The following is a 19,718-nucleotide window of genomic DNA, read 5'->3' as shown; positions in this document are numbered from 1 at the left end:
TGCTCCTCAGATTTCGAGGTTGACGGGTCCGGCGGCTGCCGAGACACACGTTTGGATCAGTTGGCCGGGTTCGCCGTGGACTTCCCCGGTGCGGAGGTCGCGCACCTGCCCGGACAGGAGTGGGGTGAGGCAGCTGTGGCAGATACCCATGCGGCAGCCGCTGGGCATCAGCACTCCGGCGTCCTCGCCGATGTCCAGGATGGGGGTGTCGCCGTCGGCCTGCACTTCCCGGTCCGAGGCTTCAAAGGTGACCAGGCCGCCGTCGTACCCCACACCCCCGGCGAAGGTGGTGTTGAAGCGTTCGATCATCAGGTTGCCGGCGCTGCCGGCCACTGCCACGTCCGAGCCGGGCGCCGCCGTGGTCAGCGCGGCCCGCTTCCACAGGGCTTCGGCGTCGTCCAGGAAGCTGTCCGGGCCGCAGGCATACGCCGCCCGTTCCTTCCAGTCGGGGCAGATCTCGTCCAGCTGGTCCGTGTTGCTCAGGTCCATGCGGCCCTGTTCGCCGGTGTACCAGTGGGCCAGGCGGAAGTTGGGGAACTGGTCGGCGAGCTCGGCGAGTTCCTCGCGGAAGAGGCTGTCGCCGGGGGTGCGCGCCGAGTGGACCAGGACGACGTCGGCATCCGGACGCCGCGGAACGAGCGTGCGGATCATGGACATCACCGGGGTGATGCCGCTGCCGGCCGTGACCATCAGCAGGGGCCGGGGGTGCTCAGGGAGCACGAAGTCGCCCTGCGGCGGGGCCAGGAAGAGGACGTCTCCGGGCCGCGTGGTGCGGACCAGCGTGCCGGAGACAGCACCGACGTCGGTGACCGTGATGGCCGGGTCCTTGCCTGCGGGGGCGCTGAGCGAGTAGGACCGCCAGTGGCGGACGCCGTCGAGCTCGACGCCGATGCGCGCCCATTGGCCTGCAAGGTGCGAGTGCCAGCCGCGGCCGGGCCGGAAGAAGATAGTGGCTGACTGCGCGGTCTCCTGGACCACCCGGGTGACCACGCCGCGAAGCTGCCGCGCGGAGTAGACCGGGTTGAACAGCGCGAGGATGTCCTCCGGCGCCAAAGGGGTGGTAAGCACGGAGGCCGCCTGGGCCAGCTGACGTAGCCGGATCATGGGATAAAGCCTAAAACGGCGCGGGCCATATTTCTCTCTTTCCGTCATATGACCGTTCCGCAGTCACGCTGTAATGAGGGCGCTAAGCCCCCAAAGCCGCACTATAAGCGTAACGGCTGCGGTGTGCAGAAGGTTCCCCAACTTCAGTAAGCATGCTTAGCATACCCGGGATTCGGGTGCGCTGCCTGCTTTCTCAAGGGGTGGACGGCGGTGGCGCGGCCGGCGGCTAACGGATCAGGATCGGGCCGCTTTCCAGCCCAGGTTCTGATGGGGAGCATGGCCTTAATCGAGTACTCCTTACGCTGGCCGGTTCGTCCGTGGTGCTGCAGAATCGCAGGAACAAGCGGTCCCTTGGCGGCCGGCGGACTTTGGCAGACGGGCGGACCTGTGGACCATGCGGACTACTGCATTATTGGCGGCGGAATTGTGGGGCTGGCAACGGCCTACCAACTGCTGATCAAGGAGCCCGGAGCGTCGCTGATCCTGCTGGAGGCCGCGGACACGCTCGCCGCACACCAGACCGGCCATAACAGCGGTGTCATCCACTCCGGCATCTACTACGCCCCGGACAGCCTCAAAGCCCGCTTTAGCAAGGCCGGCGCGCAACAGACAAAGGAGTTCTGCCGGGAACACGGCATTCCCTTCCAGGAGCCGGGCAAGCTGCTCGTCGCCACCACTGCGCTGGAAGAGGCACGGCTGGGCCAGCTGGAAGAGCGGGCGGGCATCCACGGCCTGGACTGCGAGCGCGTGGGCCAGGCGGAGCTGCGCCGCAGGGAGCCGGATGTGTCCGGGCTCGCGGCATTGTTCATACCCAGCACAGGGATTGTTGACTACACAGAGGTGGCCCGGAAGCTGGCCGGACTCATCACCGCCGCAGGCGGGCAGGTCATCACCGGCGCCAGGGTCACCACCATCACCGAGCATGCGGACAAGGTTGAGGTGGCCACCCGGGCAAACCGCTACAGCTGCGGCAAGCTAGTGGTGTGCGCCGGGCTGCAGTCGGACCGGCTCGCGGAGCTGGCGGGCATGGACATCGACGTTCAGATCATCCCCTTCCGGGGCGAGTACTTTGAGCTTCCGGCAGATAAATCCAGCTACGTCCGGCACCTGATCTATCCGGTCCCGGATCCCGCCCTGCCCTTCCTCGGCGTGCACCTCACGCCCACAGTGGCCGGCACCATCACCGTGGGGCCCAACGCGGTGCTGGGTCTGTCGCGGGAGGGCTACCCCAAATTCTCGGTAGACCTCAAGGACGTGGGCCGGTACCTGAAGTTTCCCGGCCTCTGGCACGTGGCCCGCGCCCATGCCACTACAGCAGTCCGCGAGGTCCGGAACTCCTTGTTCAAGGGCAGCTACCTGCAGGAATGCCGGAAATATGCGCCCGGCCTCACCAAGGACGACCTGCTGCCGTACGAAGCAGGAATCCGGGCGCAGGCGGTCCGCCGCGACGGCACCCTCATCCACGACTTCCTCCTCGCCGAGACGGCCCGGATGATCCACGTCCTGAATGCACCCTCACCCGCGGCCACCGCGGCGCTGCCCATCGGCGAGCACCTGGCGTCGAAGGCGGTGCAGCTGCGCACCGCGTAGCCTGCAGGCCGGTGGCTAGACTGGCACCGTGACCAACAGCGACCAGCCCGCCAACGCCGGGACCCCGCCGTCGCGGGGGAAAATCGCTGAGCGGCTCCTGCCCGGCGGCGAGGAACCGGACCCGCGGTTCACCCTTGCCAACGAGCGGACGTTCCTGGCGTGGATCCGGACGTCATTGGCGCTGCTGGCCGGCGGCATCGCCATCGAGGCGTTCACGTCCGATCTTTTCCTGGAGCCCGTCCGGAAAGGGCTGGCGGTGGTGCTGCTCCTGCTGGGGATGCTGTTGAGCGCAGGCTCTGCGGTGCGGTGGGTGCGGGTGGAGCGCAGCATGCGCAACAAGGCCCCCCTGCCCTTGCCGCTCATTGTGCCGCTGCTGGCCGGGGCCGGGGCGGTGGCAGCCGCCGTCGTCCTCATCTTTATCCTCTGGCGCTGAAACTGTGGACTCGTCCCGCTCTGCCGGCAGCCACGGCGACCCCGGCCTGCAACCGGAGCGGACCACACTGGCGTGGGGCAGGACAGTACTGGCACTGGTGACGGTCAGCGCCATCTTCCTGCGCTGGCTCCCCCGGCACGGCCTGCCCATCCTCCTGCTGTTTGCCGTCTCGGCAGCCGCGGCGCTGGCCATCTACGCCACCCAGCGGCGTCGGTACACCGCCAGGTCCCGCGGCCTCTCGAAGGAAAGGCTCGACGCCGACATCACCGCAGTGCTGTGGACCGCTTTTGCCGGGGTTGCCCTGGGCGGCCTGGGCATCGCCGTAGTCCTCGCCGGATAGAGGCCCGGGACCCTAAAACATGGGCAGGACGAAACCTGCAAGCAGCGCCACGGCACCGATCGCGGTCAGGCAGCGGCCCAGCACTGAGGCTGTTTTGCCGGCCTCTTCCGGCTCGGTGGTCTGCCACTGGGTGGGCCGCTTGGGGTGGTAGTAGATGGGGAGCGTGTCCCCCACCGCCATGTCCCTGATGTCGTGCGGCGACATCGGCGCGTGGTGCACCTGGTATTTGCGGTCGAACCAGCGGAAGCCCACGCCGGTGTTGTCCGAATAGACCACGGCTTCGGCCACATCCCAGGGGTGCACGAAGCGCCGCAGGAAGCCGGTGTAGAAGAGAAGACCCAGCCCGGCGGGCAGGCACAACCAGGTGAGCATTTCCAGGATCGGACCTGCCATATCAAGCACGGTGGGCATGGATTCGATGGTACAGGCGTACGCTGGGGGAAACGTTCCTGCGGAAGGGGTAGACATGAACGACGAGGATCTTTTGGCCCGCATCCAGGCCCTGGTGGAGGAGGAACACACCCTCCGCGAGGGATCCGGCGACGGCCATGCACCGGACCAGGCGAGGCTTAGGCAGGTTGAGGAAAGGCTGGACCAGTGCTGGGATCTCCTCCGCCAGCGCCGGGCCAAGGCCGAGTCCGGGGAAAACCCCAACGATGCCGAAGCGCGGCCCGTCAGCGAAGTCGAGGGCTACAAGCAGTAAAGGCCGCATCTGTTCCACTGCACCTCTGGCGGTATCGTTGCGCCAGAGGTGCAGCCATGCCACCTCAAGAACGGAGCCATCCATGCGTCTAGCAGTCGCGCAGATCATCAGCAGTGCCGACCTTGAGGCCAACCTGGAGCTGATCCGCGAGAACGCCACGCAGGCCAAGGCCGCCGGCGCGGAGCTGGTGGTGTTCCCCGAGGCTGCCATGCGGGCATTTGGCCATTCCTTGCGGGACGTCGCGGAACCGCTTGATGGGGCCTGGGCCGAGAAGGTGCGGGCTCTGGCCAACGAACTGGGTATTGCCATTGTCGCGGGAATGTTCACTCCCGGTAAGGACGGCCGCGTCCGCAACACCCTGCTGGTCACCGGCCCCGGCCTGGACACCTCCTACGACAAAGTGCACCTCTTCGACGCGTTCGGCTTCACCGAGTCGAAGACCGTGGACGCGGGAACGGAGCCGGTGACTTTTGAAGTCGGCGGCACGGTGTTCGGCCTGGCCACCTGTTACGACGTCCGGTTCCCTGCCTTGTTCACGGCCAATGCCCGTGCGGGGGCACAGGTGAACATCGTCTGCGCCTCCTGGGGAGCGGGCGAAGGCAAGGCCGAGCAATGGGACCTCCTGGTGCGGGCACGCGCGCTGGACAGCACCACATTCGTGGTGGCCTGCGGCCAGGGTGACCCCGAAACCATTGGAGCCGGCCCGGCGGGCGCAGCTCCGACCGGCATTGGCCACAGTGCCGTCATCACTCCCCTGGGCTCGGCGGTGGTTGCGCTGGGCGGGAAGCCGGAGCTCGCCGTCGTCGACATCGACCCCTCGATTGTGGACGACGTCCGCACTAAACTTCCGGTGCTGGCCAACGCCCGCCAGTTCTGATCTTTTAGCCCACCTGTCCGGCTAAGCCTCCACGGCTGAGTCTGGATCACGACGGCGCGCCGCAGATCCCCCTGCGGCACGCCGTCGTCGTGCTTAAGGATGGGAATTGCCGCCTTTGAGCGGTGAAGTTCCGTTCATGGCCGCGTAATCTTGCTGAATTTTACGTACGACGGCGGGATCTCACCTTCCGCCCCCGGCCCACCATGGCCCGCATGGAGTTCCGGCCGGTAAGGTTCCACGGCACGGGTTGGCTGATGGACCCTGTTTACATTGCCGAAACATTCCCGACACGGGGAATTCACACCGGGGCCATTTCTGTAACGCGCGCGCAACTTTCAAGCGCATTTCCTGAAACACGAAACGCGAAAGATGGACTGCGGGGGAAACGCGAGGGCCTGCAAGAGCGCCCCGTTTCGAGGCGCTAACGCGAAGGGACCTTCAGGTGGAGATTTCTGCCCAACATGTCTGGCTGATGATTTCGGCCGCGATGGTACTGCTGATGACGCCCGGGCTTGGCCTCTTTTACGGTGGCATGACGCGGGCCAAGGCGGCCCTGAACATGATCATGATGAGCTTCATTTCAGCCGGGATCGTCGGCGTGATCTGGGTTCTGTGGGGCTACTCGATGACCACAGGCGACGGCGTGCTCGGCATCTTTGGCAATCCCTTCGCCAACTTCGGACTCCAGAACCTGATGGGCTCCCCGGACCTGATCAAGGCCGGCTACAGCGCCACCTTCGCGATCATCACCGTGGCTCTGATCAGCGGTGCCATTGCCGACCGCGCCAAGTTCGGCGCCTGGGCACTGTTTGTACCCATCTGGATCACGGTTGTGTACTGCCCCCTCGCCTATATGATCTGGGGCGGCGGCCTGATGAGCGCCGGCGGTGCCGTCACCGCTGTTTTTGGCCAGGTCATCGACTTTGCCGGCGGCGCAGTGGTGGAAATCAGCTCGGGCACGGCAGCCCTAGTCCTTGCAGTGATCGTTGGGCAGCGCCACGGCTTTGCGAAAGACCCCAACCACCGCCCGCACAACATCCCCTTCATCATGCTCGGAGCCGCCATCCTCTGGTTCGGCTGGTTCGGCTTCAACGGCGGCGCCGCAACTTCAGCGGAACAGGCCGGCCTGATCTGGATCAACACCCTGGTGACGCCCGCTGCGGCCATGCTCAGCTGGCTGGTGACCGAAAAGATCCGCCACGGGCACCCCACCTCGCTGGGTGCAGCGTCCGGTGTGGTGGCCGGCCTGGTTGCCATCACCCCTTCCTGCGCCAACATCAGCCCGGTGGCCGCTATCGGCCTGGGCCTGGTGGCCGGAGCCGCCTGCGCTGTCTTCGTGGACCTCAAGTACCGGTTTGGCCTGGATGATTCCCTCGACGTGGTGGGCGTCCACCTGGGCGCCGGCCTCATCGGCACCCTGGCACTTGGCTTCATCGCCCTCCCGGTGGACGGCCAGGGCGGCGGGCTCTTCTACGGCGGGGGCCTCCAGCAGCTCATTGCGCAGACCGTGGCCGTGGTGATCACGCTGCTGCTCTCAGGCATCGGCACCTTGGTGATTGGCCGTGCCATCAACAAGACCATCGGGTTCAGGGTCAGCCGCGAGGCAGAGACTGCAGGAGTGGACCTGGCCGAGCACGCTGAGAGCGCCTATGCCTTCGGGGAAATCGGCGGAGGCTTCCGTCCGCTGAACCACGGCCTTCCGCATGCCGCGGCCACAACGCACTCCCCGAATGAATCTTCTTCTGTAGCCGGCCAAAGCCTGCCACCGCGGCCGGCCAAAGAAGATTCCTTCGCCTGAGCCCTGCCCATCTCTTCGGCCTGCTAGTCAGCCAGGATCTTGTAGAGCGCGCGCCGGGTCTCGTCCAACTTCTCGATCGCAGCCGTCCGCTGTTCCTGGGTGACGCCGCTGCGGAACTGGTGGATAGCGGCCATCAGCTTTCCGATGCTCTGGTGGAAGTCCCGGTCGGGACTCTCAGGTCCGGCGTTCCACGCGTTCTCCAATTCCTCTGCATGCTCCTCCACCCAGGCCCTTCCGGCATCCGTGAGTGAGAACTCAGTCCCGCGGCCTTCACTGAGGGGCGTGATGAGCTCCTCATCCACCAGTTGCTGCAAAGTGGGGTAGATAGATCCGGGACTTGGCCGCCAGGCACCGTCCGTCTTTTCGGCAATGGCCTTGATCAGCCCGTAACCATTCGAGGGCGCTTCGGCCAGGAGCGAGAGGATGGCTGAGCGGACATCGCCCCTGCTTGCCCTGCGCGGGCCGCGGCCGAACCCAGGCCCGAACCCGGGGCCAAAACCTGGGCCGGGGCCACCGCCAAAGCCGGGGCCGAATCCCGGACCGAAGCCGGGGCCGAAACCTCCACCCCTGTGCCCGTGCGGTCCGCGCCTTCCACGCCCGCGTTCAAACCTGCCCCTGCCATGCTGCTGGCCGGGAAAATTCTCTTCTGAAGTGCCTTTCATGGTGGCATCTTCCTTTCATTCCACATTGTCTTCTTGGTTGTCGCCGATCCTTCGGCGATAGTTAACGATATGTCGTTAACTATCGCCGAGTCAATAGAAGAATTCACCAAATCATGACCTGGCATCCTCTGGATTGCCCGCTGGAGGCGACGTAGTCTTGTGGCACTCTTCAAGCTCGAGGGCTGGAAAATGGCGAAGAATAAGAAGCGCAGGCGTCGCAGCGGTTCTACCCTGGGAAGGATTCTGGGATTTTTCGCGGCGAGCATTATGTGCGGCGTGCTGGCGGCCAGCCTGGTGGTCCCCGCAGTGGCAGCGGCAGGCTTCGGAGTGAGCACCTCGATCGGGTTTTTCGACAGCCTGCCCGAGGAACTCACGGTCCAGCCGCCGTCGCAATCAACGAGGGTCCTCACGTCCGATGGCCAGCCGATTGCAACCTTTTATGCGGAGAACCGCGTCCGAATCCCGCTGGACCAGATGTCGCCCTACATCAAGAACGCCGTCATTGCCATCGAAGACAGCCGCTTCTACGACCACGCCGGCATTGACCCGCAAGGGGTCCTTCGTGCGGTGGTGGCCAATCTGACCAAGGGAGACCAACAGGGCGCGTCCACCATCACGCAGCAGTACGTCACGAACGTGGTCAATGAAGCGCGGCTGTCCCAGGACAGGCCCGACGAGGTGATCCTCAGCGGCCAGAAGGACATCGGCGACAAACTGCGGGAGATGAAACTGGCCATAGCGCTGGAGAAGAAGTACACCAAGGACCAGATCCTTGAGGGCTACCTGAACATCGTGTTTTTCAACAGTGACGCCTATGGCGTGGAAGCTGCGGCCCGGTACTTCTTCAGCACTACGGCAAAGGACCTGGACCTTCCACAGTCTGCGCTCCTGGCCGGGCTCGTGAACAGCCCCACGTTCTACAACCCAACCATCAACCCCGAGAACTCGTTGACCCGCCGCAACCAGGTGCTCGGGGAAATGCTCCGGCTGGGGAAAATCAATCAGCAAGAGCATGATGACGCTGTTGCCGCACCCATCGAGCTCAAGGTCAGCCCGCAACGGCAGGGTTGTGCCAATGCGTCCATGGCGCCGTATTTCTGCGATTACATCTCGCACCTGATCCTGAACAACCCGGCTTTCGGGCCCAACCAGACTGAGCGTGAGCGGAAGCTCTACCGGGGCGGCTTGACCATCACCACTACCCTTGACAGCAGGCTTCAGGCCGCCGCCCAGGCGCAGGTGGATGGAACAGCGGGACCCAACCCCGACCGCTGGGGAGCAGCTCTGGTAACCATCCAGCCAGGGACCGGCAAGATCCTGGCGATGGCACAAAACACGGTTTTCCTGCCCGAACCGGGCAAGTTCGACACGCAGTTGAATTTCAATGTGGACGCAAAGGACCCCCAAGGCAACGACTTGAACGGTGCCGGAGGGTTCCAGACCGGGTCCACCATGAAGCCGTTCACGTTCGCTGAATGGTTGAACGAGGGCAAGACCATCACGGCCGAGGTGGACGCCTCCCGCCGGGTCTATCCCCTGGGATTCCCGTGGCGGTCCTCCTGCGGAAAGGTGCTCGGTGCCTACAGTACTGCGCAGAACAATCCTGAACTCGGCGCCGCCGATGACCTGCAAAATGCGGAAGAAGGCTTCTACCGGAAGATGCCCGTGAACTACGGCCTGTACAACTCCATCAACACCGCTACTTTTGCCTCGGCCACGCAGCTGGACTTCTGCGGGATCCAGAAGATGGTGGACGCAGTGGGACTCCACAGCGGCCTGGACGGCTCGCCCATCAACATGCATCAACTTGGCAACCTGCTGGGCGCCACCGGAGTTGCTCCCCTGCATATGGCTAATGCCTTTGCCACCTTTGCCAACGACGGCCGCTACTGCAACCCCATCGCCCTGCTGGAAATTACCGACGCCAACGGCGGCAAGTTGCCGGCCCAGTCCACGGAGTGCCGGAACGCGGTAAAGCCGGAGGTGGCACGCGGCGTCAACAACGTCCTGCAGGACGTGCTGAAGAAGGGTTCGGGCGTCTGGATCAACCCCAAGGTGCACGACAAGGTTCCTACGGCTGCCAAGACGGGAACGTCGAACAACAACGGGTCCACCTGGGTGGTTGGGTACACATCGGGGCTCGCCACCGCTTCCTTCTTCGGGGACGCACTGGAAGGACAGAAACGGTCCGGCCAGAACGTCACCATCAACGGGACCTTCTACCCCCGGCTTGACGGTTTCATGATCGCCGGGCCGCAGTGGGCAAACTACATGGTGAACGTGGCTCCGCTTTACCCGGCCGCACCGTTCCCGCCGCCTCCTCCGGCCATGATGGGATCAAATCCTCCGCCGCCCACGCCGGGCCGGTGACGACCGCCCGCAGGCAAGGGAATCCGGCAAAGAACAGGCAAGGCGAAGCCCGTCGATCAGGGGCTGTGGGCTGCGACCCGCTTTTGAGGAGTGGGGCGCCTGCTCATGCCTCGTTCAAGCACTTGGGCAGAGGGCTTGGCCAACCCGGGGGGTTTCACCGACGGGAGGGGCTCCTCCCGAACAATGGGCTTCACTGGAACGGAAGGCTTCGCTGCCATCGCCAAGGCGCTACCGGGGAGCAGCGGCGCGGTCGACCTGTAGGTGTGGCCGGTGGGAGTCCGGGTTTCCACTGTCTGCCGCTGCCCTGGTCGGGTGACGGTCTTTGAGTCCCAGCCTGGTGTTTCTTTGGTGTGGTTGCAGGCTTCGCAGAGGCCTTGGCCGTTGGTGCTGGTGGTTGGCCCGTCGTTGTGCCAGGGGATGATGTGGTCGTGGTGGCGGATGGGCGCGTCGCAGTAGGGGGTGCGGCAGGTGTCGTCCCTGACCTGGATGAACCGGCGGAGTCCTGCCGGGAAGAGCCGGGATTTTGGAGTCCATCGCGACCAGCTCACCGCTGGTGGGCGTGGTGTAGAGCCGGCGAAGCCACACCTTGAGTGCGGAGCTTTCCGGTTCCGCGTTTAGAGAACCATCTGGTCCCAGGCCCGCTGCTGGCCAGTCGCTTCACTGCCGGTGGGCTCCGCGTCTGCCAGCAGCTCGCCACAGATGGTTTTTCGGGCCCATTCGCCGGGAATGATGCCGTAGCCGGCCAGGCGGGCAGGTTCGCTGTCGCCTTGGAAGAGGGTGCGGTCGGTCATGACGAGCTGGATCTCGACACCGCTGATCCCGCCGGGGGTGCCGGTCACGGATTCCACGAGTTGGTCAGCCATGATGTTGCCCTTTGAACGCTCATCACCGGAAGATTTCAGGGTGTCAGCATGGCGGGCCAGTGCCGCGTACGCGGCCACGCCTTGGGCGACCGGGAGAAGGGCGGTCAGGCGGGTCATCGTGTCCGGCGCCGGACGCAGAGTCACGGTCCGCTCATTCACAGCGTGGCTCGCGCGCCTGGCGACCGATTGCGGGTCCCGCCGGTACGCCGCAGCCCGGACTGCGGCGATGACGGCCCGGTCCCCGGCGCCGGCCAAGGTCCCGGTGTGGGCGGCGATCTCCTCATCCACGGCGGTCCGGTCCTCGACCGCGAGGCAGGCTGTTTCCTTCACCACCAGGGTGGCCCGCCACTCGTTCAACTGCCCGGACTCCAGCGCCGCGAACGTGTGGGGCATCTCAACCAGGGCTTTCCCCAAACCCAGCAACCGGGCGCCACGGGACGGCGACTCGCGCCGGGCCAGGGCAATTTCGGCTCCGACCCCCGCGCCCAGTTCATCCGCGGGCACACCGGCTGCGGCCTGTTCCTGCCGGGTTGCGAGGTGGTAGGCCACCGCGATCCTCGCCTGCTTGGCCGCAGCCGCGGACTTCACATCCTCCAGCTCCCGCATCTGGTCGATCATTCTTTGCCTGTCAGCAGCGGGACGGACCAAAGACAAGGTGCGCAGGACATCCGCAACAGCAGGCCCAGGGCGGCTTGCCGCGTCCTGCTGCCCCGCCGTCGTGATCAGGTCCATAAACAAAGTCTTCCAGCAGCCCCAGCCAACGGCACGGAACCGCCGGCCCTATGTGGATAACCCAACCCCTCCGCAAGAGCCCGGCAAAGTGGCAGGATGGGCGGGGTGAAAAGCCTGGAAACCAAGCGGCTGATCCTGCGCCCGTGGGAGCCCGAGGATGCCGGGTTCGTGCTGGACCTCTACTCCCGCTGGGAGGTGCAGCGCTTCATCGGCAACCATCCACAGGTGATGCGGGAATTCGCCGAGGCCGAGGAGCGGATCCGCGTGTGGCGGACCATGGACCATCCGCTCCACGGCGCCTGGGCAGTTCAGTTGAAAGAGGCAGTCCAGCTAAAAAAGGCGGCCCAGCTGAAAGAGCCACTCCAATCCAAAAGCACCCCACCCCTGGCCGGAACCCTGCTGCTCAAGTCCATCCCGGCGTCGGGCGAAACACCGCCGCTTCAGCCCTCCGGCGATACGGAGATCGGCTGGCACTTCCACCCCGACTGCTGGGCTCACGGTTACGCGACGGAAGCTGCTGCCGCAGTCCTCGCCTACGCCCTGGAAGGGGGACTGGACAGGGTGGTGGCAGTGACGGCCCCCGCCAACACGGCATCACAGAGAGTCTGCCAGCGTATCGGGATGACCCACCTGGGCCAGACCAACAGGTACTACAACGCACTCTGCGAGCTTTTCGAAGCCAGGACGCCCCAGCCCACACTGCCCTAGCCGACCGCGCCCTTCCAGAGCCGCTGCCACCACGAACGCGCAGCTTCCGGTTCCGGCGGTGGGGCATCAGCAATCCGGGCGGCACGGCGCTCGCGCCACCGGGAAACCTCCTCCTCCACATCCCGGGTCCTGGTGACCACCGGCGGGCCGCCCTGTAGCTGGCGCCGGGCGTCAATGACGCGGCGGTTGAAGTCGGCCAGGATATCCCGCACCTGCTGCTCGGTGTACTGCGCGTCGAGCTTGGCGTCCAGCTCCGCATCCTCGGTGCGGAGCAGGATGGCAGCGGGGCCGAGGCCACTGATGTTTTCCCGCTGGATAAGGCCCTTGACCCACCAGTCGGGGTCGTACCGCTCCCCCAGCCCCGGAATCGGCTTGCCCGCATACTTGAGGTTGTCGAACTTGCCCTGCGCCATCGCGTCCCGCACCAGATACTCAGCCCGGGCGGCGTCGCTGACCTTCTTGCGCTTCTCCCGCTCCTGCGCATCAAGGGCGTCAAGCGCGGCTTCCTCCTCGGCGCTGATGCCGGCTCCACGGTAGGACCGGACTTCAGCGGCGCGCTCCAGGCGCTTCCGGAAATCCCCCGCACCGCCGCCCATTGCTGCCACCGCCTCACGTCGAAATGATGCTTCCTTCCAGTATTCAGAAGGTTTCCGCCCGCTTCAATGCAAGGCGCCGCAATTGAAAGCAAGGGGAGCTTAAGCTGTTCAGGCGTGGCCAGTCGAGGAGGAGTTGCCCATGGATGCCAGGGAATCCGCGGAGCGGACGGAAACGTTCAGTTGGGTGGATCCCCGCGTGGGGCTTGAACATCTGCCCCGCCTTTCCGGGTTCGACTACCTCTGCGGAATGCGGGACGGGAGCATCCCCCGGCCGCCCATGGCATCGCTGATGAACCTGGCCCTTATCAGGGTGGAACCGGGCCGGGTGGAGTTTGAGTGCCGGCCGGGCGAGGCTCACTACAACCCACTCGGGGTGGTGCATGGCGGCCTGGCGTGCACGCTCCTCGATACTGTGGTGGGGTGCGCCGCGCACAGCACCTTGCCCCTGGGTCTCGGCTATACCTCCATTGATCTCTCGGTCAGCTATCTCCGCCCCATCACGCTCAGGCACAGAGTCCTGAGGGCCGAGGGCACCGTGGTGAAGCAGGGGCAGCGCGTCATCTTTGCGGAGGGCCGGATTGCCGGGCCTGACGGAGAGCTTCTGGCCACGGCCACCAGTTCGCTGCTGGTTTTTGCCGCCGGCCACGAGATTAAGTAAGCGTACGACGGCGGGAGGTCCCGCCGTCGTACGCTCTCCCTGGGTGCCGGGAGGCTCAGCCGGTCACGCGTTCGCGTGTTCGGCGAGGATGGCGTCGATCTGGCCGACGGCCTCCCGCATGCCTTCCTCCATGCCCATCTGGACCATCTGTTCCATCTGCTCCTCCGACTCGAAGGTGGAAACGATGGTCATCCTGGTCCGTCCGCTCGCATCCTCGAGCGTGACCGTGGCGTGCGTGGTGCCCATGGACTCCACCGGAGCCCCGTTTTCGTCCGCGAAACCGTCGTCAAACTCCAGCTTGCGGGGAGCCTCGATGGCTGTGAACCGCCACCAGCCACCGGCCTTTTCACCTTCCGGCCCGGTCATGTAGTAGCCGGCTCTGCCGCCGGATTCGAAATCGAACTGCTCAAAGGTGGCCGGCCAAGTGGGCGGGCCCCACCAGCGCTCCAGCTGGCGCGGGTCTTCCCAGAGCTGCCAGACGCGTTCGACTCCGGCGTCGAACTCGGCGACCAGAATGAAGCTGAGCGCCTCAAGATTCTTGGTGGAACTGATAACCGACATTGCAGAACCCTTTCCCTATCCTTCAGCCAGAATGTCAGCGATCCGGCTTACGCGCTGCCGCCAGATCGCCTCATAGTCATCGAGCAGCCGGCGGGCCTTCTGCAGCCCTTCGTGGTTTCCCCGCACGATCTGCTCCCTTCCGCGCTTCTCCTTGGTGACCAGGGAGGCGCGCTCCAACACCGCCACGTGCTTCTGGACGGCAGCGAAGCTCATGGCGTAAAGGCCTGCGAGGCCGGAGACCGAGTATTCGCCGGCAGTCACCCGGCGAACAATGTCGCGGCGGGTGGAGTCGGCGAACGCCTGGAAGAGGCGGTCAAGTTCGGTTTCGCGGAGCTGATCTACAACCATTTGGTTGTACGATAAGTCGCGGACACAGCACCTGTCAACGATTTTTGTTTCGCGCCTGCTCGGACGCCATCGCCGGGAGGGCGGCCGACGGCGTGCCGCGCCTTGGTTTCTCCGCCGGCGCCTGAGAGGGAGCTAAGCGTCGAAGTGAGTCTGGACGCTGGTGCCCTGCAGCTGCTCAACCAGTTCTGTAGCCACGTCCCGCAACTTGCGGTTGCGGTTGCTGGAGACCTTGGTCAGGATTTCCATTGCTTCTGATTGTGAACACCTGTTCTGGGCCATGATGACCCCGCAGGCCAAGTTGATGGCCGTCCTGTGTTCCATGGCCGCCTCAAGATCTTCCGCCCGGTTTTCGGCAGTTTTGATGCGGACGGACAAATGCAGGGTGCTGTGCGCAGCGGCGCCAAAGCCCACGGCCTTGTCGTAAACATTCGGAGTGAAGACGCCCGGCCTGGTTGCGAAAAAGTTCAGTGCAGCGCTGGCTTCGCTGCTGATTTCCAAAGGCACGCCCAGTGAACTGTAGATGCCCGCCTCCGCAAACCTTCTGGTGAGCTCGGGCCAGCGGGAGTCCGAGGCGACGTCGTCGATAATCACCGGTGACATTTCCCTCAGGGCCCTCATGCAGGGGCCATCGCCGACGGCCTGCTCAATGTGGTCGAGCCCAACGGCACGGTCACTGCTGCCTGCAACGGTAGTGGGCCTGCGCCTCAGCTTGACGGTGACTGCACATTCGATGGCATCGCCTGCTGCTTCGGAAACCGCCGCTGCCGCCAGCCCTGAAAGCCCCGACAGGAACTCCACCCCGTCTTCGGCTCCCACCAGGATGCCTTGCAGCTGTGCGATCGATTCGTTGTCCGGTGAATTCGACATGCGCCTATCCTATGTCCCGCCCCTAAAACATGGGCGGTGTTGCTGTGTATGAACCAGGCGGAACGGCTGCCACCCCGCACTGCAGCCGTTCCGCCTCCTGCAGGACGCCTATTCGGGCACCTCCATCTGGAAACCGCACTGGCAGTGCAGTACCTGCGTTGTCAGGTAGACGTCCAAGGCGTCCTCGAATGGCTTGTCTGTGAAGGCCGGCGCAATGAGCCTGCGCAACTCGGAGCCCGTCTTCTGCATGGGCTGGCCACAGTGGACAAACTGCCCGCCAAAGGCCAGGACGCCGTCAATGCGGTTCTTGGGACCCTCCGGATTGATGGACATCGTCAGGCGGCGGCAGGGTAGCTGGACAGGATGTAATCGGCCGCTGCCGGCCCCACCATCCGGAGCCTGGTGTCGTGGAGGTCGATGCCTTCCCGGTGCATGGCTGCCCGGAAGGTGACGTCCGGCTTGGCTTCCAAACCCTTGAGCAGGCACCAACTGACGTAGAGCCCATAGAGGCAATCGGCAGACATGGGGCAGTCAGTATCGAATTCCGGAACGGTGGCTTCAGCAAGGAACTGTGAGAAATGCGAGGCAGCCATGATGGCTCTCTTTCGCTGGTGTGCGTCAATCCGCCGTCATGCTACAGCGGTCACTCCCGGAGGCCCAGCACTAGGCCCGGAGGGGCAGGTCGCCAAATGTGACGCCTACCACTCAAAAATTTACGCACTCTCCGCGCTTCTGTCCAATGGGACTTTTCTCTTGCCGACAGCCGAGTCCTTTCCCAACAAAGACCGGATCCAGAAAAGTTCAACGGCGGCATCAAGCAGGTAGGCCCTGCTGATGCGCCCACTCAAGGAGTAATACAAGTCAATTGCAGCAAGCGTTAAGGCAGCACCGATGCCGAGTCGCCTTGCAACGGCGGCGCTTTCCCTGCCGGGGGTAGCACGCACTTGCTCCAGGCCGATGGCGATAAGGAGGCCCGATACCGTGCGCACCAGCCATTTGTCTGCCTTTGGTCCGCTCACGGCCTCGAAGCTGCGCATATGGACGAGCGGCCACAAGCCGTTGATGATGTAGAAGGCTCCTTGCAGTTTTGCTGTTTTGGAAGACTGCATCCTCCTCGCTCCCTCAGTAAGGTCCTGTCATGATCCCCTGCCACCGGTTAACGCCAGGGCTCGTTCGTCGACAGCCGCGCAGCTCACTCGTCGAAATGCGTACGCAGGGCGGAATCGGGCGAAACTGATTCGATGATGCCTGCTGCCACGTCCCGCAGCTTGACGTTGCGGCTGTTGGACGCCTTCCGCAGGATGGCCATCGCTGATTCCTGGCTGCAGCGGCTTTGTGCCATTATCACGCCGACAGCAATATCGATGGCGGTCCGCGATTTCATCGCGGCCTCCAGATCCTCCTTGGCATCCCGCAACTGGGCGAGGCGCAGTTCGAGCCGCAGAGTCTTGGCGGACTGCTCGCCGAACAGCTCCGCACGTGCAATGTCCTCCGGGGAGAATCCATGCACTGCCGAGGAGTAGATGTTCAAAGCGGCTGAGGAATCGCCCTCAAGCTGCAGGGGCACGCCCAGTATTGAACCGATGCCGTGGGCTGCGACTGCCTGCGCATACTGCGGCCAGCGCTGCTCCATTGAAACATCGGCAACGTACACGGTCTTGCCTGTACGCATGGCCGTAAGGCAGGAGCCGTCGCCGTAGGCGTACTGGAGGTCGTCCATCACGCGTGCTGTGGGCGTACTGGAGGCGACAGAGACGGGCCGCTTCCGGCGCACCACCGTCACGTTGCAATGTACCTCTCCTCCTGGCGGGGCGAGGAGAGAAGCCGAGAAAACGGCGAGTTCCTTGAAAAAGTCCTGGGCGTCGCCCGCCTGCAGGACGAGGTCCTGGAGGCGGGAAACGATGCCGTCCTGAATTGCGGTGGCCGGCAGAGAGGCTGTATCGGGCAGGGCGTCCATTCCAGATCCATGAAGTCGGGATTCAACCGCGCCAGTTTCCAACGCGGCCTTTAGACGCCCACTTCCAAACGCTGCCACCAGCCTACATCGATTTGACGGGCTTCCGGAAAGCCGTAGCGCCGGAACCCCGCGCGACTGCGTCGTCAGGGTCTATTCTTGTCTTGGAGGGAAAATTACTTTCCGCTCCCGGCCCAGCAGGGGGCACCCCACGAAGACAGCAATGTCCTTCGCAGAAGGTCCGCTCCCATGCCACAACAACTCCCCTTGGATGAACTCACCCTCGCGCTTGCGCGCATCAGGGGCCTCCTCCTGACCGAGGAGAAAGTAGACCGGGCCGCCCAACGGCTTGCCGAGGGCATCCGCGACGCTTTCCCGGCAAGCTCGGGGGCGGGCGCATCACTCATGGACGAACACGGCAAGCGGACCAGCACGGGAGCCACTGACCCGGTAGTCCTTGAAGCGGACGCCGCACAGTATGAGCTCGGCGAGGGTCCGTGCATTACGGCGTGGGCCACCGAACGCAGTGTGGTGATTCACGACGTCGCTACTGACGACCGCTGGCCCTTGTGGTCGCAGGCGGTCCGGGAACTCTCCATCCGCTCCGTCATCAGCTCGCCGTTGATGGCAGGCACACGATGCCTGGGGGCTCTGAAAATCTATTCAACCCAGCCGGGCGTCTATGACGCCGCCAGCGCGAGGCCCCTGGAAAAGCTTGCCGTGCCTGCAGCCACTCTCCTGGACAATATCCAGAGCTCCGAGGCTCCGCAGCGATTCACCGAAGTCCTCGCTTCTGCCCTGGACAGCCGGGACACAATCAACCGCGCCCAGGGCTTCCTGATGCACCTGCACGGCCTTGACCAGGCCACAGCCCTTCAGCAACTCGTGGAGCTCTCCAAGTCCAGCAGGCAGTCACTCTTTAGCATCAGCACCGGGATCCTCGCCGGAACCAAGAGAACCTCTGATGACGGACCATGAATTAAGCCGCCCCGACTCCTCGATGGGCCTTGAACAGGAGCAGAGCCGGCTCCTGCGCAAAGCCCTGCAGCGCTCCGGCGTCAGGCATGGAGATCTGTGGCTCCGCTACTTCAGCATCGGAGGGACCGTGGGTGAATACGAAGTTGACGCCTACATCCAGTCGCTGTTCTCCCTGCCGGCGGGCCAGCGCGACCTGCTGGCGCACGCAGCAAATGAACTCATCGACGAGCTGCCGCCGCTGCCCCGGGCGCCGTACCTGCAGGACCTCGCCTGAACGGGCGCACCCCGGGTGCCCTCCCGCCGTCGTAATGCACATACCCGCAGGCGAGCCCAAGGGACGGCGGGAAGGCCTTGGCCCTATGCTGGAATTATGGCGCAGCAACTTCCCCTCGACGAGCTCAGCACTGTGATCGCTCGCATCCAGGGGCTGCTGCTCACTGAGGAGAAGGTGAATTCGGCTGTCCGGCTATTGGCCCAGGCGGCCAAGGAATCGGTACCGGGCACCATTGGAGCGGGGGTGTCCCTCATGGATGCCCGCGGACGCCGGACCAGCAGCGGTTACACCGACAGGATTGTGGCCGAGGCCGACGCCACGCAGTACGAGCGCGGGGAGGGTCCGTGCCTGACCGCCTGGGCAACGGAAAAGCCGGTGCTGCTCCAGGACATCCGGGTGGAAACCCGCTGGCCGGATTGGCGCAGGGCCGTGGCGGGGCTGCCCGTGCGTTCGGTTGTCAGCGCTCCCCTCATCGCAGGCAAGGAGACCATCGGCGCCCTGAAGTTGTATGCCGCGCTGCCCAATACATATGACGAGTCCAGCACCACCCTGCTGCAACTTTTTGCAGCGCCGGCCGCCACGCTGCTCTCGCACATCCAGGCCAGCGAGGCACCCCACAAGATGACCGAGGGCCTCCAGGCCTCCCTGTACACCCGCGACCTGGTGAACCGTGCCTGCGGCGTGCTGATGGAACGTATGGGCCTGACCCACGAAGCAGCCCTGCAGTGGCTCATCAGGCATGCCCGCGACGAAAACACAGCATTGCAGGACGTCAGCGCACGAGTCCTGGCCGGGACGCCGGCATCCGGATCGTAGGCCGTCCACATGGGTTTCGATCCTAATGAACCGGAACAACGGCGCAGGCTCCGTTCGGCCATGAGGGCCGCCGGCATCTCCATATCCGAGCTGTGGCTGAAGTATTTTGGCATGTCCGGAGACGCCGGCGAATACGAGGTGGAGGCCTACCTGCAGGGGCTGCTGTCGCTGCCGCCCGTGCAACGCGACCTGCTGGCGCTGGCGGCCAATGAGCTGATCGACGATCTCCCCCGGCCTCATGCGCCGTACACTGACGATTTCGACGGCGGTCCGGGCCCTGCCCCCACCACATCGGAGATCCGGGAAGATGGCACCGGCCGCCAGGCGGAACCGGACGAGTAGGTCAAGGACCGGGCATATCAATAGGTCCGGTACCGGCGTAGTGTCGGTAGTAGGAGATTTCGGGATACCCATCAGATCCAGAGGTTGAATGATCGGGTCCGCCGCGCAGAGAGCGGAGGCCGCCAGCCAGGGGCAACTGCCCAG

The 19,718-nt window shown here is 64.6% G+C and carries 24 protein-coding genes and 1 pseudogene; 13 read left to right on the top strand and 12 right to left on the bottom strand.

Features of this window, described 5'->3' with window-relative positions; all coding sequences use genetic code 11:
- Positions 1-6: 6 nt before the first annotated feature.
- Positions 7-1,104, bottom strand: coding sequence for a ferredoxin reductase (locus QRN11_RS11835; protein ID WP_285251109.1), 1,098 nt, complete (start codon positions 1,102-1,104; stop codon positions 7-9).
- Between the two features lie 387 nt (positions 1,105-1,491).
- Here QRN11_RS11835 and lhgD point away from each other — a divergent pair, with 387 nt between their 5' ends.
- From lhgD to QRN11_RS11820, 3 genes are read left to right on the top strand one after another with little or no spacing between them, the layout of a single operon-like run.
- Complete coding sequence (gene lhgD, locus QRN11_RS11830) at positions 1,492-2,694, top strand: L-2-hydroxyglutarate dehydrogenase (protein WP_285251108.1); 1,203 nt, start codon at positions 1,492-1,494, stop codon at positions 2,692-2,694.
- 28 nt (positions 2,695-2,722) lie between these two features.
- The gene (locus tag QRN11_RS11825; RefSeq protein ID WP_285251107.1) at positions 2,723-3,127 is read left to right on the top strand and encodes a YidH family protein; all 405 of its coding nucleotides are present in this window, start codon (positions 2,723-2,725) and stop codon (positions 3,125-3,127) included.
- A 4-nt stretch (positions 3,128-3,131) separates the two neighbouring features.
- Positions 3,132-3,467, top strand: coding sequence for a DUF202 domain-containing protein (locus QRN11_RS11820; RefSeq protein WP_285251106.1), 336 nt, complete (start codon positions 3,132-3,134; stop codon positions 3,465-3,467).
- Between the two features lie 12 nt (positions 3,468-3,479).
- On the opposite strand, the gene QRN11_RS11815 is transcribed toward QRN11_RS11820, so the two are convergent.
- A complete protein-coding gene (locus QRN11_RS11815; RefSeq protein ID WP_285251105.1) occupies positions 3,480-3,878 on the bottom strand; it encodes a hypothetical protein in 399 nt (132 codons plus the stop codon).
- 55 nt (positions 3,879-3,933) lie between these two features.
- Between QRN11_RS11815 and QRN11_RS11810 the strand changes: the two genes are divergently transcribed.
- From QRN11_RS11810 to QRN11_RS11800, 3 genes are all read left to right on the top strand, one after another.
- The gene (locus QRN11_RS11810) at positions 3,934-4,170 is read left to right on the top strand and encodes a DUF2630 family protein (protein ID WP_091421465.1); all 237 of its coding nucleotides are present in this window, start codon (positions 3,934-3,936) and stop codon (positions 4,168-4,170) included.
- 82 nt (positions 4,171-4,252) lie between these two features.
- Positions 4,253-5,047, top strand: a complete 795-nt coding sequence (locus QRN11_RS11805) for a carbon-nitrogen hydrolase family protein (protein ID WP_285251104.1) — start codon at positions 4,253-4,255, stop codon at positions 5,045-5,047.
- A gap of 442 nt (positions 5,048-5,489) precedes the next feature.
- The gene (locus tag QRN11_RS11800; protein ID WP_285251103.1) at positions 5,490-6,845 is read left to right on the top strand and encodes an ammonium transporter; all 1,356 of its coding nucleotides are present in this window, start codon (positions 5,490-5,492) and stop codon (positions 6,843-6,845) included.
- A gap of 23 nt (positions 6,846-6,868) precedes the next feature.
- Here QRN11_RS11800 and QRN11_RS11795 read toward each other — a convergent pair whose 3' ends face one another.
- Positions 6,869-7,507, bottom strand: coding sequence for a PadR family transcriptional regulator (locus QRN11_RS11795; protein ID WP_285251102.1), 639 nt, complete (start codon positions 7,505-7,507; stop codon positions 6,869-6,871).
- 189 nt (positions 7,508-7,696) lie between these two features.
- On the opposite strand from QRN11_RS11795, the gene QRN11_RS11790 reads away from it, so the two are divergent.
- A complete protein-coding gene (locus QRN11_RS11790; protein WP_285251101.1) occupies positions 7,697-9,877 on the top strand; it encodes a transglycosylase domain-containing protein in 2,181 nt (726 codons plus the stop codon).
- A gap of 56 nt (positions 9,878-9,933) precedes the next feature.
- Here QRN11_RS11790 and QRN11_RS11785 read toward each other — a convergent pair.
- Positions 9,934-11,472, bottom strand: a pseudogene (locus QRN11_RS11785) (HNH endonuclease).
- A gap of 96 nt (positions 11,473-11,568) precedes the next feature.
- Here QRN11_RS11785 and QRN11_RS11780 point away from each other — a divergent pair.
- Entirely contained in the window at positions 11,569-12,180 is a 612-nt protein-coding gene (locus tag QRN11_RS11780; protein ID WP_285251100.1) for a GNAT family N-acetyltransferase, read from the top strand.
- On the opposite strand, the gene QRN11_RS11775 is transcribed toward QRN11_RS11780, so the two are convergent.
- On the bottom strand, positions 12,177-12,776 hold the full coding sequence (locus QRN11_RS11775) for a DnaJ family domain-containing protein (protein WP_285251151.1): 600 nt from the start codon (positions 12,774-12,776) through the stop codon (positions 12,177-12,179). The two genes, QRN11_RS11780 and QRN11_RS11775, sit on opposite strands and share 4 nt — an antisense overlap.
- Before the next feature lie 139 nt (positions 12,777-12,915).
- Here QRN11_RS11775 and QRN11_RS11770 point away from each other — a divergent pair, with 139 nt between their 5' ends.
- A complete protein-coding gene (locus tag QRN11_RS11770) occupies positions 12,916-13,434 on the top strand; it encodes a PaaI family thioesterase (RefSeq protein WP_285251099.1) in 519 nt (172 codons plus the stop codon).
- A 63-nt stretch (positions 13,435-13,497) separates the two neighbouring features.
- On the opposite strand, the gene QRN11_RS11765 is transcribed toward QRN11_RS11770, so the two are convergent.
- The 7 genes from QRN11_RS11765 to QRN11_RS11735 form a co-directional block, all read right to left on the bottom strand.
- Positions 13,498-13,995, bottom strand: coding sequence for an SRPBCC family protein (locus QRN11_RS11765; RefSeq protein ID WP_285251098.1), 498 nt, complete (start codon positions 13,993-13,995; stop codon positions 13,498-13,500).
- A gap of 15 nt (positions 13,996-14,010) precedes the next feature.
- Positions 14,011-14,343 (bottom strand): ArsR/SmtB family transcription factor, encoded by a 333-nt coding sequence (locus QRN11_RS11760; protein WP_142056649.1) that lies wholly within the window; start codon positions 14,341-14,343, stop codon positions 14,011-14,013.
- 132 nt (positions 14,344-14,475) lie between these two features.
- Positions 14,476-15,210: a GAF and ANTAR domain-containing protein gene (locus tag QRN11_RS11755; RefSeq protein WP_091421492.1), complete on the bottom strand. Its 735-nt coding sequence runs from the start codon at positions 15,208-15,210 to the stop codon at positions 14,476-14,478.
- A gap of 108 nt (positions 15,211-15,318) precedes the next feature.
- Complete coding sequence (locus QRN11_RS11750; protein ID WP_091421495.1) at positions 15,319-15,543, bottom strand: hypothetical protein; 225 nt, start codon at positions 15,541-15,543, stop codon at positions 15,319-15,321.
- Between the two features lie 2 nt (positions 15,544-15,545).
- Positions 15,546-15,803 carry a hypothetical protein gene (locus QRN11_RS11745; RefSeq protein WP_091421497.1) on the bottom strand — a complete coding sequence of 86 codons (258 nt, stop codon included), beginning with the start codon at positions 15,801-15,803 and terminating at the stop codon, positions 15,546-15,548.
- A gap of 120 nt (positions 15,804-15,923) precedes the next feature.
- Complete coding sequence (locus QRN11_RS11740) at positions 15,924-16,319, bottom strand: hypothetical protein (RefSeq protein ID WP_142056651.1); 396 nt, start codon at positions 16,317-16,319, stop codon at positions 15,924-15,926.
- Positions 16,320-16,402: 83 nt separating this feature from the next.
- A complete protein-coding gene (locus tag QRN11_RS11735; protein WP_285251097.1) occupies positions 16,403-17,167 on the bottom strand; it encodes a GAF and ANTAR domain-containing protein in 765 nt (254 codons plus the stop codon).
- Between the two features lie 246 nt (positions 17,168-17,413).
- Between QRN11_RS11735 and QRN11_RS11730 the strand changes: the two genes are divergently transcribed.
- From QRN11_RS11730 to QRN11_RS11715, 4 genes are all read left to right on the top strand, one after another.
- Positions 17,414-18,142, top strand: a complete 729-nt coding sequence (locus tag QRN11_RS11730; RefSeq protein WP_285251096.1) for a GAF and ANTAR domain-containing protein — start codon at positions 17,414-17,416, stop codon at positions 18,140-18,142.
- The gene (locus tag QRN11_RS11725; RefSeq protein WP_255470647.1) at positions 18,129-18,416 is read left to right on the top strand and encodes a hypothetical protein; all 288 of its coding nucleotides are present in this window, start codon (positions 18,129-18,131) and stop codon (positions 18,414-18,416) included. Before QRN11_RS11730 ends, QRN11_RS11725 begins: the two co-directional genes overlap by 14 nt.
- Positions 18,417-18,512: 96 nt before the next feature.
- Positions 18,513-19,232 carry a GAF and ANTAR domain-containing protein gene (locus QRN11_RS11720; RefSeq protein WP_170850845.1) on the top strand — a complete coding sequence of 240 codons (720 nt, stop codon included), beginning with the start codon at positions 18,513-18,515 and terminating at the stop codon, positions 19,230-19,232.
- A gap of 9 nt (positions 19,233-19,241) precedes the next feature.
- A complete protein-coding gene (locus QRN11_RS11715) occupies positions 19,242-19,574 on the top strand; it encodes a hypothetical protein (RefSeq protein ID WP_091421508.1) in 333 nt (110 codons plus the stop codon).
- Positions 19,575-19,718 lie beyond the last annotated feature (144 nt).

This window comes from Pseudarthrobacter sp. fls2-241-R2A-168, assembly GCF_030209335.1.
GTDB lineage: Bacteria > Actinomycetota > Actinomycetes > Actinomycetales > Micrococcaceae > Arthrobacter.
The sequence above is the reverse complement of the archived record's forward strand: the minus strand, read 5'-3'. Positions and strand labels throughout refer to the sequence as shown.